This is a genomic window from Spirillospora sp. NPDC049024, from assembly GCF_040649235.1.
Lineage (GTDB): Bacteria > Actinomycetota > Actinomycetes > Streptosporangiales > Streptosporangiaceae > Spirillospora.
The window spans coordinates 395997-411034 of the sequence record NZ_JBEZFD010000003.1; the positions used below are offsets into that span (position 1 = coordinate 395997).

At 72.9% G+C, this 15038-nt stretch carries 8 protein-coding genes; 4 read left to right on the forward strand and 4 right to left on the reverse strand.

The window, feature by feature from the left end; all coding sequences use genetic code 11:
- The first annotated feature begins 83 nt into the window (after window positions 1-83).
- Window positions 84-308 carry a hypothetical protein gene (locus AB0C21_RS07440; protein WP_500203196.1) on the forward strand — a complete coding sequence of 75 codons (225 nt, stop codon included), beginning with the start codon at window positions 84-86 and terminating at the stop codon, window positions 306-308.
- Here AB0C21_RS07440 and AB0C21_RS07445 read toward each other — a convergent pair whose 3' ends face one another.
- Window positions 309-1628 (reverse strand): PucR-like N-terminal domain-containing protein, encoded by a 1320-nt coding sequence (locus AB0C21_RS07445; RefSeq protein WP_500203198.1) that lies wholly within the window; start codon window positions 1626-1628, stop codon window positions 309-311.
- A gap of 354 nt (window positions 1629-1982) precedes the next feature.
- Here AB0C21_RS07445 and AB0C21_RS07450 point away from each other — a divergent pair, with 354 nt between their 5' ends.
- On the forward strand, window positions 1983-2996 hold the full coding sequence (locus tag AB0C21_RS07450) for an ABC transporter permease (RefSeq protein ID WP_500203199.1): 1014 nt from the start codon (window positions 1983-1985) through the stop codon (window positions 2994-2996).
- A gap of 70 nt (window positions 2997-3066) precedes the next feature.
- On the opposite strand, the gene AB0C21_RS07455 is transcribed toward AB0C21_RS07450, so the two are convergent.
- Window positions 3067-3678: a LysE family translocator gene (locus tag AB0C21_RS07455; protein ID WP_500203200.1), complete on the reverse strand. Its 612-nt coding sequence runs from the start codon at window positions 3676-3678 to the stop codon at window positions 3067-3069.
- Window positions 3679-3786: 108 nt separating this feature from the next.
- Here AB0C21_RS07455 and AB0C21_RS07460 point away from each other — a divergent pair, with 108 nt between their 5' ends.
- Window positions 3787-4239 (forward strand): Lrp/AsnC family transcriptional regulator, encoded by a 453-nt coding sequence (locus tag AB0C21_RS07460; protein ID WP_500203201.1) that lies wholly within the window; start codon window positions 3787-3789, stop codon window positions 4237-4239.
- Between the two features lie 57 nt (window positions 4240-4296).
- Here the strand turns inward: AB0C21_RS07460 and ccrA are convergent, their stop codons facing one another.
- The gene (gene ccrA, locus AB0C21_RS07465) at window positions 4297-5631 is read right to left on the reverse strand and encodes a crotonyl-CoA carboxylase/reductase (protein ID WP_500203202.1); all 1335 of its coding nucleotides are present in this window, start codon (window positions 5629-5631) and stop codon (window positions 4297-4299) included.
- 38 nt (window positions 5632-5669) lie between these two features.
- Window positions 5670-12233, reverse strand: a complete 6564-nt coding sequence (locus tag AB0C21_RS07470; protein ID WP_500203203.1) for an SDR family NAD(P)-dependent oxidoreductase — start codon at window positions 12231-12233, stop codon at window positions 5670-5672.
- Between the two features lie 294 nt (window positions 12234-12527).
- Between AB0C21_RS07470 and AB0C21_RS07475 the strand changes: the two genes are divergently transcribed.
- The gene (locus tag AB0C21_RS07475; RefSeq protein WP_500203205.1) at window positions 12528-15038 is read left to right on the forward strand and encodes an MFS transporter; all 2511 of its coding nucleotides are present in this window, start codon (window positions 12528-12530) and stop codon (window positions 15036-15038) included.

The window sequence follows — 15038 nt, forward strand, 5'->3', positions numbered from 1 at the left end:
GGGGTTGCGGCTAACGCATTGTGGCCAGTGTTTGGTGGTTCTATGGTAGACCTACCATAAACCGACCGAGGGAGCCCCGCTTCATGTCGGCGACCATGTGCATGCCCGGCTGGCACAGTGAACGCTCGGACGGCGGCCTGCGCGCGACCCGTGTCACCCCCCTGTCGGACTACCAGCTCCTCAACGGCTGCCTGAAGGAGATCGTCGCGACCGACGAGGGCGAGCTGTGGCTGCTCTGCGACGCGCAGACCCGGCTGGCCGAGCGCGTCGCCACCGCCGAGCGGCTGCGGGCCGCCCGCCGGAACTGATCAGCTCCGGCGGAGGCTGACGACCTCGCCCGCGTCCCCGACCGCCGCGCGGGCCGGCGGCATGAGCCGCTCCCCCGCGTTGTCGGCCAGCAGCGCCCGGGCGCGCAGCACGATCTCCAGGTCGAAGCGCAGGTCCGGGTCCAGGAGCTGGTCGCCGAACAGCTCCTCCAGCTGCCGCAGCCGGTACCGGACGGTCTGCGGGTGGACGTGCAGCCGCATCGCGACCTCGTTGGCGTTGCGGCCCGACTGCAGCCACGCGAGCAGCGTCTCGGCGAGCCGGTCCTGCTGGCTGGCCCGCAGGTGCGCGAGCGGCGCGAGCCGCAGGTCGGCGAGCGAGGTGATGAGCCCCTCGTCCTGGAAGAGGATCAGCGTGGACATGTGCTCCACGCTGCGGATCACGCCGCTGTCCGCCTCGATCACGCCGCGCTGGACGAGGCAGAGCGTCTTGCGCGCCCACTGGATCGAGCGCGCCGCCTCCGTCAGCGGGACGGTCGGGCCGACCACGGCGAGCGTCCCGGACAGGGCGCGGTCGACGAGCTTGGCGCGGCCGGGGCCGTCCGGGTCGGGGATGATCAGGCTGGGGGTGCGGCGGGTCAGGTCGGCGAGCACGTCCGGCGGGAACGCGGGCTGGCGCGTGTCGGCGTGGTGGCGGCCGAGCGCGACCGCGGCGACCGTCCGCGGGACGGGCCAGTGCGCGGCGGCGGCGAGATCGGCGATCGCCTCCTGCGCGGCCGGCGGATCGGCGAACAGCAGGTCCAGCAGGCGCTTGCGGCGGCGCTGCATCTCGCCCGCGACGGCCGCCTTGGCCTGCGAGAAGCCCTCGGCGGCGGCGTGCGCCAACTCGTCCTGGAACTGCATCAGGACCTCGCCGACGGCGCCGAGCGTGCGCGGCGGCACCTGCAGGGCCTCGGCGCCCTCGGTCATCCGGCGCCACGCCACCATGCCGCCGACCCGCATCGCGGTCTGCATCGCGTCGAGGCTGCGCCCCTCGCCCGCCTCGCCGCGGCCGATGGCGCGGAAGAAGTCGGTCACCGGAGCGGGATCATGGCCGGGATCGGACACCCGTTCCACGAAGAAGTGGAGCACGCGCTCGACGGCGAGCCGGAGGGTCCCCGAATAGGAGCCGTCTCCAGGCCGGTCGTACTCCCTGACGCGCGTCTGAATCTCCTGGATCATGTCGTCCGCCACCTCGTCGAGATGGGGTCGCATGTGATCCGCCAGTTCCCTCGGCAGATCCGCCCACGGGCGCCCGCTGGTGGTCGAACCGTCGTCCGCCACAGAACCTCCCAGCTCCGTCCCCCTGCGTTGCGCGCCGTTCACACGGGGTAATTACTTACTTATGGGACCTGTGTGGGGCAAATCATGACCCGTGACGGGCCCGGGGCGCAAAGTCTAGGTCGATTTACGACCAGCTTCGGCCGGGAGGATGAAGAGATTTCCACAGTCCCGGGCTCCTCCGGCCGAACGGAGGGAAGCGGTTCCGTGACTTCGCCGAGACACGCTTGATCAACCGGACGCGCATGCTGGGAACCGGACCCGGTGCGGGCGCGCCGGTCGAGGCGGCCGCGCCCGCCGGCGCCGGGCCGGATGGCGGCGCACTCGACCCCGGAGGGCAGGTGAAGGTGCCGCCCGGTGGCGTGGGCGGGTCGGCCCGGCCGGACGGGACCGGCAAACGTGTTCGCATACTTCGTCCGGCGCCTCGTCGGCGCCTTCGTCATGCTGCTGCTGATCACCCTGGTGACCTTCGGCGTCTTCTTCTGGATCCCGAAGCTGGCCGGGCAGACCAGCGACCAGATCGCCGCCGCCTACGTCGGCCGGGCCGCGACCCCCGACGCGATCGAGGCGACCCGGGAACGGCTCGGCCTCGACAAGCCCGTCGTGGTCCAGTACGGGAACTATCTGAAGTCGATCGTGGCGGGCACGGATTACGACGCCGGCCCCGTCACCGACCACTGCCCGGCGCCGTGCCTCGGCTACTCGTTCCGCAGCAGCCAACCGGTCCTCGGCACGCTGCTGGACCGCGCGCCGGCGACCGTGTCGCTGGCCATGGGCGCGGCGCTCCTCTGGCTCGCCGGCGGCATCGCCACCGGTGTCCTGTCGGCCCTGCGCAGGGGATCGGTATGGGACCGGACGGCCATGATCATGGCGCTGGGCGGCGTGTCGCTGCCCATCTACTTCACCGGCCTGGTCTCGCTCGCGCTGTTCTCCTACACCCTGAAGATCTTTCCCGGCGGGGGCAGCTACCGGCCCCTGACCGACGATCCCGTGACGTGGTTCGAGGCCCTGGTACTGCCCTGGGTGACCCTCGCCTTCCTCTACGCGGCCATGTACGCGCGGCTCACGAGGGCGGGCATGTTGGAGACGATGAACGAGGACTACATCCGCACCGCCCGCGCCAAGGGGCTCCCGGAGACGTTCGTCGTCACCAGGCACGCGCTCCGCGCCTGCCTGACCCCCATCATCACGGTCTTCGGCCTCGACCTCGGACTGCTCCTAGGCGGCGCGGTACTGACCGAGAACACCTTCAGCATCCCCGGCCTGGGCCAGCTCGCGCTCACCTCGGTGAAGAGCGGCGACCTGCCCATGGTCCTGGGCGTCACCCTGCTCACGTCCGCCTCGATCGTCCTGCTCAACCTGGCCGTAGACCTCCTCTACGCGGTAATAGACCCCCGCGTAAGACTTGGCTGACCACCCCCACCCCTGCCCCGCCGGCCCGGCCGTCGACCAAAGAGATCTTCAGCCGTGACGGCGAGCACGCTCAGGGCAGTAGGTGGTCTAGGAGGAGGTAGGCGCCTAGGGCGGTCATGGCGGCGCCGGAGAGGCGGGTGAGGGTGCGGGCGGCCTTGGGGTGGGCGGCCGAGGCCGTGCGGGTCAGGGCGCCCAGGCAGAGGTAGAAGGCGGCGCAGGTCGTCATGAAGGTCAGGCCCAGGACGCCGAGTTGGGCGGGGACGGGCCAGGCGTAGCGCGGGTCGGTGAACTGGGGCAGCAGCGCCAGGAAGATCAGCAGGCCCTTGGGGTTGAGGCCGCTCACGCCGATGCCGCGCAGGAAGACGGTCCAGTCGGTGCCGGTGCCCGCGCGGGGTTCCAGGGTGGACGGGTGGGCGAAGGTCGTCGCGCCGTGCCAGATGAGGTAGAGGCCGCCGACCACGGTGAGGACGGTCAGGGCGGACGGGGAGCCGGCGACCAGCGCGCCGACCCCGGCCGCGACGATCACGGTGATCGCGGCGTAACCGGCGACCAGGCCGCCCACGGCGGGGACGACGGAGCCGCCGCGCAGGCCGGCGCCGATGGTGAAGGCCCAGTCCGCGCCCGGGACGATGATGAGCAGCGTCGCGACGGCCCAGAACGCCAGTACCGATCCCGGTGCCATCGCATTCCTCCCCTGGCGGCGGCCATTACGGGGAGAATACGGTTGAATTGGCGGAAAGTGATTCCAATTTTTGCCAGGTAAAGCCGCATTTGTGAAAGGATCTGCTTCGTGGACGCCATCGACCGGCAGATCCTTGCCGTGCTCCAGGAGGACGGCCGGCTGACGGTCACCGAACTCGCGGCGCGCGTCGGGCTGAGCGTCTCGCCGTGCCACCGGAGGCTGCGGGAACTCGAGCGCGACGGGACGATCCGCGGGTACCGCGCGGTGGTGGACGCCGCCGCGCTCGGCCTGACCTTCCAGGCGCTGGTGTTCGTCACCATGCGGCAAGAGGACCGCGACACGCTGCTCGGCTTCGAGGCGGCCGTCGCGCAGGTTCCGGAGGTGGTGCAGGCCCAGCGGCTCTTCGGGGACCCCGACTACCTGCTGCGCATCGTCACCGCCGACCTGAAGGCCTACCAGGAGTTGGAGGACGACGTCCTCGCCGCGCTGCCGGGCGTGCAGCGGTTGAACTCCACGCTGGTGATGAAGCACGTCGTGAACGACCGGCCGCTGCCCACCTGAGCCGGCGCGGCATGGGAAGGGACGGGCCCCGCGCCGGGCCCGTCCCGCATTCGCGCGTCAGCGGCGGTAGAGGTTGAGCTTCTCCTCGCCGATGCGCTCGCGGAGCGCCGGGTCGTCGACGCCCTGGCCCTCGGCGGTGGCGCCGCACAGGACGGCGACCTTGCCGATGTGCTGGTTCGTCTGGACGGCCCGGGTGGCGTCGCCTGCCTGCTCCAGCGGGAAGACCGTCGACAGCGTCGGGTGGATCATGCCGAGGCTGAAGAGGCGGTTCACCTCGACGGCCTCGTGGTAGTTGAAGCCGTGCGAGCCGATGATGCTCTTCAGCCGCATCCACAGGAACCGGTTGTCGTACTCGTGCCGGTAGCCGGTGGACGAGCCGCAGGTGACGATCTTGCCGCCGCGCTTGGCGACGTAGACCGACGCGCCGAACGTCTCGCGGCCGAGGTACTCGAACACGATGCCCGGGTCCTCGCCGACGAGGCGGCGGATCGCCTCGCCCAGCATCCGGCCGGCCTTCGGGTGCCGGAGGCCCTGCTCGCCGAGCTCCAGGTCGTTGCGGTTGATGACGTGCTCGCAGCCCTGCGACCGGACGATCTCCGCCTTCTCCTCGGAGGAGACCACGGCGACCGGGATGCCGCCGCCGTTCTTGACGAGCTGCGTCGCGAACGAGCCGAGCCCGCCGGTCGCGCCCCAGATCAGCACGACGTCGCCCTGCTTCATGCGGGCGCCGTGCGTCCCGACGAGCATCCGGTAGGCGGTCGCGGCGCACAGCGTGTTCGACCCGGCCTCCTCCCACGTCAGGTGGGCGGGCTTGCGGATCAGCTGGTTCGCCTTGACGATGCAGTACTCGCCGAGCGACCCGAAGTTCGTCTCGAAGCCCCAGGCGAGCTGGCTCTCCGACATCATGCCGTCGTCGTAGGAGCCGTGGTCCTCCTCGTCCACGTAGGACGGGGAGAGGACGACCTTGTCGCCGACCTTCCAGCTCTTCACGCCGCTGCCGGTGCGCACGACGACGCCCGAGCCGTCCGAGCCGAGGATGTGGTACGGCAGGTCGTGCCGGGCGCCGTACCAGCCCTGCCTGCCGAACTTCTCCAGGAACGCGAACGTCGGGACCGGCTCGAAGATCGCCGACCAGACGGTGTTGAAGTTGATCGCGGCGGACATCACCGCGACCACGCACTCGTCGGGCGCCAGCTCGGGCATCTCGACCTCGCCGACGTGCAGGGAGCGGCGCACGTCCTTGTCGGTCTGCCCCTCGAAGATGCCCACCTCGTCCTTGCGGGTGAACGCCGCGCGGAAGCGGGTCGGCAGGTCGATCTCCTGCAGCTCGGGGCCGCTCGCGCCGGACCGGACGGCGTCGAGCAGGGGATGGGACGGGCCGGGGTGGGCCATGGGTGTGTCCTCCGTGGAACGGGTACGGGACGCGGCCCTCAGCGGGCCGTGATCGGCGCCCGGACGGCGTCGCTCTCCCGCCGTCCGGAGAGCCGGGCCTCCAGGTGCGCGGCGAGGACGCCGACACCGGGCGGATCGAGCAGGTTGAGATGGTGCGCCCCGGGGATCGTGACGATCTCCAGGTCGGCGCAGAGCCCGCCGAAACCGTTGGTCCCGTCGAGCACGTAGCGCGCATCCCGGACGGCCCAGGGGGTCTCCTCGGGCGCGTAGTAGAGGATGACGTGCCCGTCGTAGGGCTCCGGCTTGTACGCCTCCAGGGAACGGGTGTCCTGGTGGGACGTGAGCTGGTGGGTGAGCGCCGCCGGGGGGATGTAGTCCACCAGCGGAGCCGCGCGCTCCATGACCAGAGCGAACTGCGACTCCTCGTCCAGCCCGGACAGCTCCTCGTAGGTGAGGGAGACCTCCAGGCCGTACGTCTCGTTGATGTAGTCGGCGAAGGCGGAGAAGCGGCGGGCGAGCGTGTCGGACTCGTCGTCCACCGCCAGCGGGAGGCCCGCGTCGAACAGCGCGACGAACTCGACCTCGCGCCCCGCCGCCTTCAGCTGCCGCGCCGTCTCGTAGGCGAGGACGCCGCCGAACGACCAGCCGCCGAGCCGGAACGCGCCCTCCGGCTGCGCCTCCAGCAGGTGCCGGACATAGCGGGCGGCGCGCTCCTCGACCGGCGGCGCGTCCTCGAACCGCTCCAGCCCGTACACCGGCTGGTCGTCGCCGAGCAGCTCGACGAGCTGGCGGTAGCAGGCGGTCGTGCCGCCGGCCGGGTGCGCGATGTAGATCGGCCGCCGGTCGCCGGACGGCTTGTCATTGTGGGGGGACGACCCCCCACGCCCCCCGGAACTGCTTCGGTTGAGCGGACGAACCGTCTGCCGAGCCGCCTCCTCGTCGGCCGCCCTGATGTACTCGGCGACGTTCTCCGCGGTCGGCGTCTCGAACAGCTCCCCGCGGGTGACCTCGGCGCCGAGCTCCTGCGTAACGAGCGCGACGACCCGGTCGGCCTGGTGGTCCTGCCCGCCGAGGTCGGCGAAGAAGTCGGCCGTGACGCCGACGCGGTCGAGGCCGAGGACGTCCTCGAAGATGCGGACGGCGAGGCGCTCGGCGGCGTCGCGCGGCATGACGTATCCGGATTCGGCGTTCGAGACCGCGGTGGGCGCGGGGGCGGCGGCCAGGCCGAGCTCACCGGCCGCCCACTCCTCGAACACGTTCACGCTGGCGCCCTGGAGCAGCACCGACGCCGGGACGGTCAGCCCGAGGTCGTGCTCGACGCCGCTCTTGATCCGGACCGCGACCAGGGAGTCCAGGCCGAGGTCGGTGAGCGGGACGGCCGGGTCGAGGCGCTGCGGGTCGAAGCCGAGCACGGCCGCGATCCGGTACCTGACCTGCGCGGCGATCATCTTGCGGGCGGTGGCCGGGTCGAGGTCCTTGAGCGCCTCCACGCCGGGCCAGTCGCCGCCGTCGTCGGCGCCCAGTTCGTCCGCCGCCGCGGTGAGCGCGGCGAAGTACGGCATGTTGCGGATCTCGGGGAACAGCGCGACGGCCGTGGCGGGGTCGAAGCGCAGCACGCCCGTCGCCGCCCTGCCGTGCACGAGGAGCGCCTCCAGCGCCTCCGCGCCCTCCGCCGGGCTGATCGGGTCGATCACGGTGACCGACGTCTCGGCGGCCCCGCCGACCTGGGACCAGGTGCCCCAGTTGATGGTGGTTCCGGGGCGCCCGTTCGCGCGCCGGTACGCGATGAGCGCGTCGATCGCGGCGTTCGCGGCGGCGTAGGCCGCCTGCCCGGGCGAGCCGAGCAGCGCGGCGGCCGAGGAGTGCGTGACGAACCAGTCGAGGTCGAGGTCCCAGGTGGCCTCGCTGAGCCGCCGCGCGCCCTCGACCTTCGCCGTCCACACCCTGTGGAGATCGTCGGGCCCGAGGTCGGCGATGAGCCGGTCGTCGATCGCGCCCGCGCCGTGCACCACGCCGCACAGCCTGGCGCCGCCCTCCTGGGCGACCCGGACGAGCCGCTCGGCCGTACCGGGCCGGGCGATGTCGCCGAGCACGACGCCGACGTCCACGCCGTCCTCGCGCAGGCGGGCGATCACCTTCTCGGCGTCGGCGTCGGGGCCGCTCCGCCCGGACAGGACGATGCGCCCGGCGCCCCGGTCGGCCAGCAGCCGCGCGGTGACCAGGCCGATCCCGCCGTACCCGCCGGTGATGACGTACGCGCCGCCGCGCCGGACGACGCGCTTCCTCTTGGCCGGCGTCTCCGGAAGGGCGGCCTGCGCGAGGCGCGCCACCCGCCGGGTGCCGTCGCGCCAGGCGACCTCGCGCGCCTCGTCGCCCGCGAGGAGTTCCGCGACGAGATCCGCCGGACGGTCGACGTCCACATGGGTGGCGCGCTGGACGGTGCGTTCGAACGCCAGCACCCTGGTGAGCGCGCTGACGAACCCGTGACCGGGCACGCCCTCGCCCGCCAGGGGCAGCGCGGTGCGGGTGGCGACGTAGAGGCGGGGGCCGTCCGGCAGCGAGCGGCTCACCCCGGCGACGGCGAGGACGAGCTCCTCGTCCACGAGATCGGCGGACGGGACGAGCACCACGCCCTCGACCGGCTCTTCCATGGCCGGGTGGTCGTCCGGCGGCCGGTTCGTCGGCCGGTGCCGGATGACGCGCTTCCCGCGCTCCTCCAGCCCGGCGGCCGTCGCGTTGCCCAGCGCGTCGTCCTCCTCGGCCAGCACCAGCCAGGTGCCGCCCTCGGACGGCTCGGCGCCCTCCGGAAGGGGGGCCTCGTCCCAGACGAGTTCGACGAGCTTGTCCGCGAGCGGGACGGGGATGTCGTGGCGCTCGACCCTCCGCAGCACGATGCCGCTCGCCTCGGCGAGGACCTGCCCGTCGCCCGCCAGCAGCACGACGGAGCCCGTCATTGTGAGGGGACGACCCCCCACGCCCCCCGGAACCGCGCCCGTCACCTCGTCGTCATCGCGGACCACCTTCGCCTGGACGTGGCCGCCGCGGTGCGTCGGCCCGAACACGCGGAGGCTGCCGATCGTCTCGGCCCGCCAGAGGCCGCCGTCGCCGCCCGCCGCCTCGTCCGACAGGACGGCCAGGCAGCGGTCGAAGACCTCCGGATGCAGCCGGTAGTGGCGGCTGCCCCGCTCGGCGGCGGCGACCTCGGTGGCCGCGCCCGGCCCGGACGCGGCGGGGGGACGGCGGTCCTCCCCGACGTCCGCGCTGGCCAGCCGCACCCACGTGCCCGCCGGGGTCAGCGCGTGGACCTCCACCCGCTGCTCCGCCTCGGTGAACGTCGTCGTGACGGTCGTGTGGTCGGCGAGCGCGAGCGGCCGCTCTATCCACAGGCTGTTGACGCGGACGTCCTCGGTGCCGAGCGCGTCGGCCCCGGCGGCGAGGGCCATCTCCGCGAACGCCGCCACCGGCAGCGCGTGCAGCCCGTGGACGGCCGCCGCGCGCAGCCACGGCTGGGCGGCGAGCCCCACGTCGGCGCGCCAGGCGTGCCGGTCCTCACCGGGAAGCTCCACATGCGCGCCGAGCAGCGGATGCTCGTCGTGCTTGGCCGACGTGCGGGCCGACAGGTCGACCCAGTGCCGCTCGTGCCGCCACGGCGACTGCGGGACGTCGACGACCCGGCCGTCCGCGGGCCCGCCGATCGTGTGGCCGTGCGCGGCCAGGGTGGCGAGCTGCGCGTGGAACGTCAGAGTGTCGTCGGTCTCCTGGCCCTTCGGGGCCCGCTTGAGCGTGTGGGTGACGAGCGCGCCCGTCCCCTCCAGGGTCTCGCCGACCGCATGGGCCAGGATCGGGTGCGCGTTGACCTCGACGAACGTGCGGAACCCGTCCTCGGCGGCGGCCGCCACCGCGTCCGTGAGCCGCACCGCGTTGCGCAGGTTCGCGGCCCAGTGGTCGACGCCGAGGCCGGACGCGGAGTCGAGGTAGGCGCGGGGGTCGTCGAGGGCGGTGGTGTAGAGCCTGATGTCCTCGGCCAGCGGGGTGCCCGGCTCGGCGCCCACGTCGGCGAGGGCCTCGCGCAGCTCGGGCAGGAGCGGGTCGACCTGGGGCGAATGGCCGGCGCCCTCGGCCTGCACCATCCGGGCGAGCCTGCCCTCGGCCTCCGCCCGCTTGACGACCTCGGCGACCTGGTCGGCGTCGCCGGTCACGACGGTCTGCTTCGGCGAGGAGTGCACGGCCGCGTAGACCTCGGGCAGGCCGCCGGCGAGGCGGACGACCTCCGCGGCGGACGCGCCGAGGACCGCCATCGCGCCGCCGCCGACGAGCCGCGTCAGCAGGCGGGACCGCCGGCAGATGACGCGGACGCCGTCCTCCAGGGTGAGCGCGCCCGCGACGACGGCCGCGGCGACCTCGCCCATCGAGTGGCCGACCACCGCGCCGGGCGTGACGCCGTAGGACCGCCACATGCGGGCGAGGGCGATCTGGATCGCGAACAGCACCGGCATCGTGTCGGCCGGGCCCTCCGGCTTGCGGCCCTCTTCGAGGAGCGCCCACAGGTCGGGGCCGCCCTCTTCGGCGAACAGGCCGTCCAGGTCGTCGATGGCCTCGGCGAACGCCGGCTCCTCCTCCAGGAGTCGCTGCGCCATGCCCGCGCGCTGCGCCCCGTACCCGGAGAACACCCACACGGGACGGCCCGGCGCTCCGAGCGCCGTGCCCGTCACCACACCCGGGTGGGGGCGCCCTTCGGCGAGGGCGGTCAGCCCTTCGACGAGCCCGGCGCGGTCCCTGGCGGCGACGGCGGCGCGGGCCCGGCCCCGGCCGGCGCGCCGGTGCAGGGTGCGGGCGACGTCGGCGAGCTTCACGTCCTGGTTCGGGAGCCACTCGGCCAGGAGGGCCGCGTGGTCGCGGATGCGGTCGTCGCTGGTGTCGGAGAGGGGGAACGTCCTGACCACGGCCGGGTGGGCGCTCGTCTCCTGCGCGGGCGCCTCTTCCAGGACGACGTGCGCGTTCGTCCCGCCGAAGCCGAACCCGGACACGCCCGCCCGCGCGGGGCGTCCCCGCTCGGGCCACGGCGTCTCCTCCGCGACGACCTCCAGGCGGAGCTCGTCGAACGGGATGTGCGGGTTGGGCTCCTTGTAGTGCGCGCTCAGCGGGATGACCCGGTGGTGCAGCGCGAGGACGGTCTTGATGAGGCCCGCGATGCCCGCCGCGGACTCCATGTGCCCGAGGTTGGACTTCGCGGAGCCGAGCAGCAGCGGCTCGCCGGCCTCGCGGCCCGCGCCGAGGACCTCGCCGACCGCCTTGGCCTCGATCGGGTCGCCCAGGAACGTCCCCGTCCCGTGGGCCTCGACGTAGTCCACCTCACGCGTGTCGATGCCCGCGCTCGCGTACACGTCCCGCAGGAGGGCGCGCTGCGCGTCGGAGTTCGGGGCGACGAGGCCGTTCGAGCGCCCGTCGGAGTTGACGCCGGAACCGCGGATCACGGCGAGGACGCGGTCGCCGTCGCGCACCGCGTCCGACAGCCGCTTCAGCACGACGGCGCCGCAGCCCTCCGCGCGGACCATGCCGTCGGCGGAGGCGTCGAACGCCTTGCAGTGCCCGTCGGCCGCCGTCCCGCCGGCCAGGTCGAAGGTCATCGTGACCGTCGGCGACAGCAGCAGGTTCACCCCGCCGGCCAGCGCCACGTCGGCCTCGCCGCGGCGCAGCGCCTGCACGGCCAGATGCGTCGAGACCAGCGACGACGAGCAGGCCGTGTCGACGATCATGCTGGGGCCGCGCAGGTCGAGCAGGTACGACAGCCGGTTGGCGATGATGCTGAGCGCCGCGCCCGTCGCCGTGAACGGTTCGAGGGACGCCAGGTCGGACGCGGTGAACGCGGCGTACTCCGGCGCGGACACGCCGACGAAGACGCCGGTGCGGCTGCCGCGCAGCGACGCCGGGCCGATGCCGGCGTGCTCGAACGCCTCCCACGCCACTTCGAGGACGAGCCGCTGCTGCGGGTCCATGACCGCGGCCTCGCGCGGGGTGATGCCGAAGAACTGCGCGTCGAACTCGGAGACGTCCCGGAGGAAGCCGCCGAGCCGGGTCGTGCTCTCCAGCAGGTCGCCGACCTCGGGGGAGCCGTCGTCGAAGGCGTCCCAGCGGCCGTCCGGCACCTCGCGGATCGCGTCGCCGCGCCCGGTCAGGAAGCGCCAGTAGTCGCCCGGCCCGGTCAGGTCGCGGTCGCCGCCGGGGAAGCGGAGGCCGACGCCGACGACGGCGATCGGCTCGTCGCTCACGTCCCGCCTCACCACCGGCTCCGGTGCCGGGGCGTCCTCCGCGGCTCCGCCCGCCAGCGCGACGGAGAGCTTGTTGATCGTCGGGTGCTCCCAGACGAGGGTGGCGGGGAGGGCCCGCCCGAGCAGCTGCTCGAGTTCGCCGGCGATCGCGACGGCGTCCCTGGAGGCGAGTCCGAACTCCTCCAGCGGCCGGTCGGGGTCGATCTCGGCGGCGGTGGTCCTGGAGCGGCGCGCGATCTGCTCGATCAGGTGCCGGCGGACCGAATCCTCGCTGATCCGTGTCTCGTCCTTCGCGTTCTCCCGCGCGGCTCCGGAACGATCATTGCTCTGCATGCGGTGGGGTCCCCCCATGAAACCGGGATCGTTCATCGAAGCGGAGGGACCACTTTGTCTTACGGTGACCGACTCGGGATGCGCACCCAGACCACTTTTCTCCCTCACGTCTTGTCACGGTGATGACAAGACTCGGCAGTAACCAATGTGGCCTGATGGGATAGTTGGGTACCACGGCCCTGAGTCAGGGCTGAGTAACGAAGCGCAAACCAATAGTAACAATAGCGACGACTGTTTTTAGGGGGAAGCGGCGGATTTCCGCGGTCGGTGCGGGAGTTCACGCCGTACGGACTGTTGACCCGCGGCCGATACCGGTGGGCGCTGGCGGTGGTGGCCGTCAGCGCATTCATGATCACCATGGACAACACGGTGGTCGCGAACGCGCTGCCCACCATCATGAGCGACCTCGACATGTCCAACTCGGCCAAGGACTGGGTCGCCACCGGCTACATCCTGATGTTCTCCTGCCTGATGGTGGCGGGCGGGCGGCTCACCGACGTCTACGGCTGCCGCGTCACCTTCGTCTCCGGGATGGTCGTCTTCACCGCCGCGTCCGCCGTCTGCGGCCTCGCCCCCGACTCGGCGACCCTCATCCTGGCCCGCGTCGCGCAGGGCGCGGGCGCCGCCCTCGCCCTCCCCGCCACGCAGGTCATGGTCACCGTCGGGCGCACCGACAAGCAGCGCTCCCTCGGCACGATCGTCTGGGTCGGCGCCGGCTCCAGCGCCACCGCCCTCGGCCCGACCATCGGCGGCTTCATCGTCCAGCAGTGGAGCTGGGGCTGGATCTTCCTGATCAACATCGTGCCCGGCATCCTGGTCATCCTGCTCGGCATGGTCGTCCTCACCGGCAAGGGCGAGAACCGCGACGCCCGCGTCGACCTGCCCGGCGTGCTCATCTCCGCCACGATGCTGTTCGCCTTCACCTACGGGCTGGAGTCGGGGAACAAGCACGGCTGGGCCGACCCGTCCGTCCTCAGCGTCTTCGCGCTCGCGGTCATCGCCCTCGCCTGCTTCGTCCTGGTGGAGAGCTGGGCCCCCGACCCGATGATCAACCTGCGGTTCTTCCGCAACCGGGTCTTCGCCGGCGGCCTGCTGTCCCAGATGCTCTACGGCATCGGCTTCAACGGGATGATCTTCTACTCGGCGACGTTCCTGCAGCGCTTCCTCGGCTTCTCCCCGCCCCAGGCCGGGCTGGTGATGCTGCCGCCGTCCATCGCCATCATGGTCATGACGCCGGTCGCGTTCTGGCTGGCCGCCAAGCTCGGCCCCCGGCCCGCCATCGGCGGCGGCCTCGCCCTCATGGCCTTCGGCATGTTCCTGTTCTCCACGATCCAGCAGGGCGACGGCTACGCCGACCTCATGCCCGGCGTCATGATCGTCGGCGTCGGCGCCGCGATGGGCATGCCGCTCGTCATGTACGTCCTGAAGGCCGTGCCGGAGCAGCAGGCGGGCGTCGCGAGCGGCGTCATCAACGTCATCCGCGAGGCCTCGGGCGCCTTCGGCATCGCCATCGTCGGCCTCCTCATCCACCACGTCCCCGAGGAGGGCGCGAGCGCCGCCGAACTGGAGACGTTCCGCAGCGGCACCGCCTCCGGCCTCATCCTCGGCGCCGTCCTCGTCCTCATCGGCGGCCTGATCAGCGGCCTCACCCTCCCGAGCCGCCGCGGCTGGCTGGGCCCGAAGCACGGCAAGTCCGCGCCCCTCGTCGACCCGCCGCCCCGGCGCTCCGCCCCTTCCACCTCCTCCGCCCCGGCCGCGACGCCCCGCGACCCGGTCCCCGTCCTGGCCGCCCCGATCGCCGTCGCCGCCCCGCCCAACGAGCCGCTCCCGCTCCCCCTCACCTGGGAGGACGACCCCGTGCCCGCCGCCGCACCGGGCCCCCACTGGTGGACCGACACCGACCCGAAGTCCGAGGACGACACCTACACCTGGACCACCGAGGCCCCCTGGCCGCCGCCGCCCACCGCGAACCCGTGGAAGGACTGGCCCGCTGCGGATTCCACGTCCCCCGGCCCGCCAGGCCACACCCCGCCATCGGGCAACGCCTCTGCAAGCACCCACCCCGCCCCACCACCGAGCGGCGCTCCCGACGTCTCCGGCACGCCCGCGATCGGGGAGGACGCCGGGACGCACTCGTCCCCCCTCTCCACGGGCAGCCCTTCGCAGGGTGGCGCGGCATCGTTCCAAGACTCGCGCGGCACCCGCGACGACCTCCTCGTACCGGGCCCCGAGCAGGTCCCGCACTCGGTGACCGAGACGCCCCCGGGCGAGGACGCCGCCACCCCTTGGTCGCCGACTGCCACCGAGACCGAGGAAGCCGAAGCGCCGCTCAGCCCGAATCCGCAGGATGCGCTTGAGATCGCGGAGGCAGCACGGGCTCCGGGCGGCGAGGAGGCGGCCCTCCAGAATCACGTCCCGGAGGAATTGCACGCCCCCGACAGGGGCCCGACCCCCGGGGACGCTGGACGTCCTCCGGCGGCTGATGAAGGGGCGACGCTGGGCGACGGCGCGTCCGACAACGGAGGTGCTGTGGACGAGCCGGACGAGAACGGCGACGCGTCGCTGCGCGGCCGCCCAGGGGATCATGCCGCCCCCGGGCAGGTGACCGAGGATCCGCCCGCGGACGCTTCGGAAGCCGCCGAGGAGCCGGAGGGTTCGCCGAGCGGATCCGGGGCGGCCGCCGAGGCCGCGGAGGGGACCCCCGATGGCCGGCCCGCGCCGCCGGAGGGCTGGTACCAGCCATATGTGCCCGAGGAGGAGCCGGTGGAGCAGCCTCCCATCGTCCCGCGTAACGACGCCTGGTAG

What these genes read in the sequence shown, in the direction of transcription:
- AB0C21_RS07470 (WP_500203203.1), bottom strand. Translation starts at nt 12,233, where the DNA reads ATGCAGAGCAATGATCGTTCCGGAGCCGCGCGGGAGAACGCGAAGGAC.
- AB0C21_RS07455 (WP_500203200.1), bottom strand. Translation starts at nt 3,678, where the DNA reads ATGGCACCGGGATCGGTACTGGCGTTCTGGGCCGTCGCGACGCTGCTC.
- ccrA (WP_500203202.1), bottom strand. Translation starts at nt 5,631, where the DNA reads ATGGCCCACCCCGGCCCGTCCCATCCCCTGCTCGACGCCGTCCGGTCC.
- AB0C21_RS07440 (WP_500203196.1), top strand. Translation starts at nt 84, where the DNA reads ATGTCGGCGACCATGTGCATGCCCGGCTGGCACAGTGAACGCTCGGAC.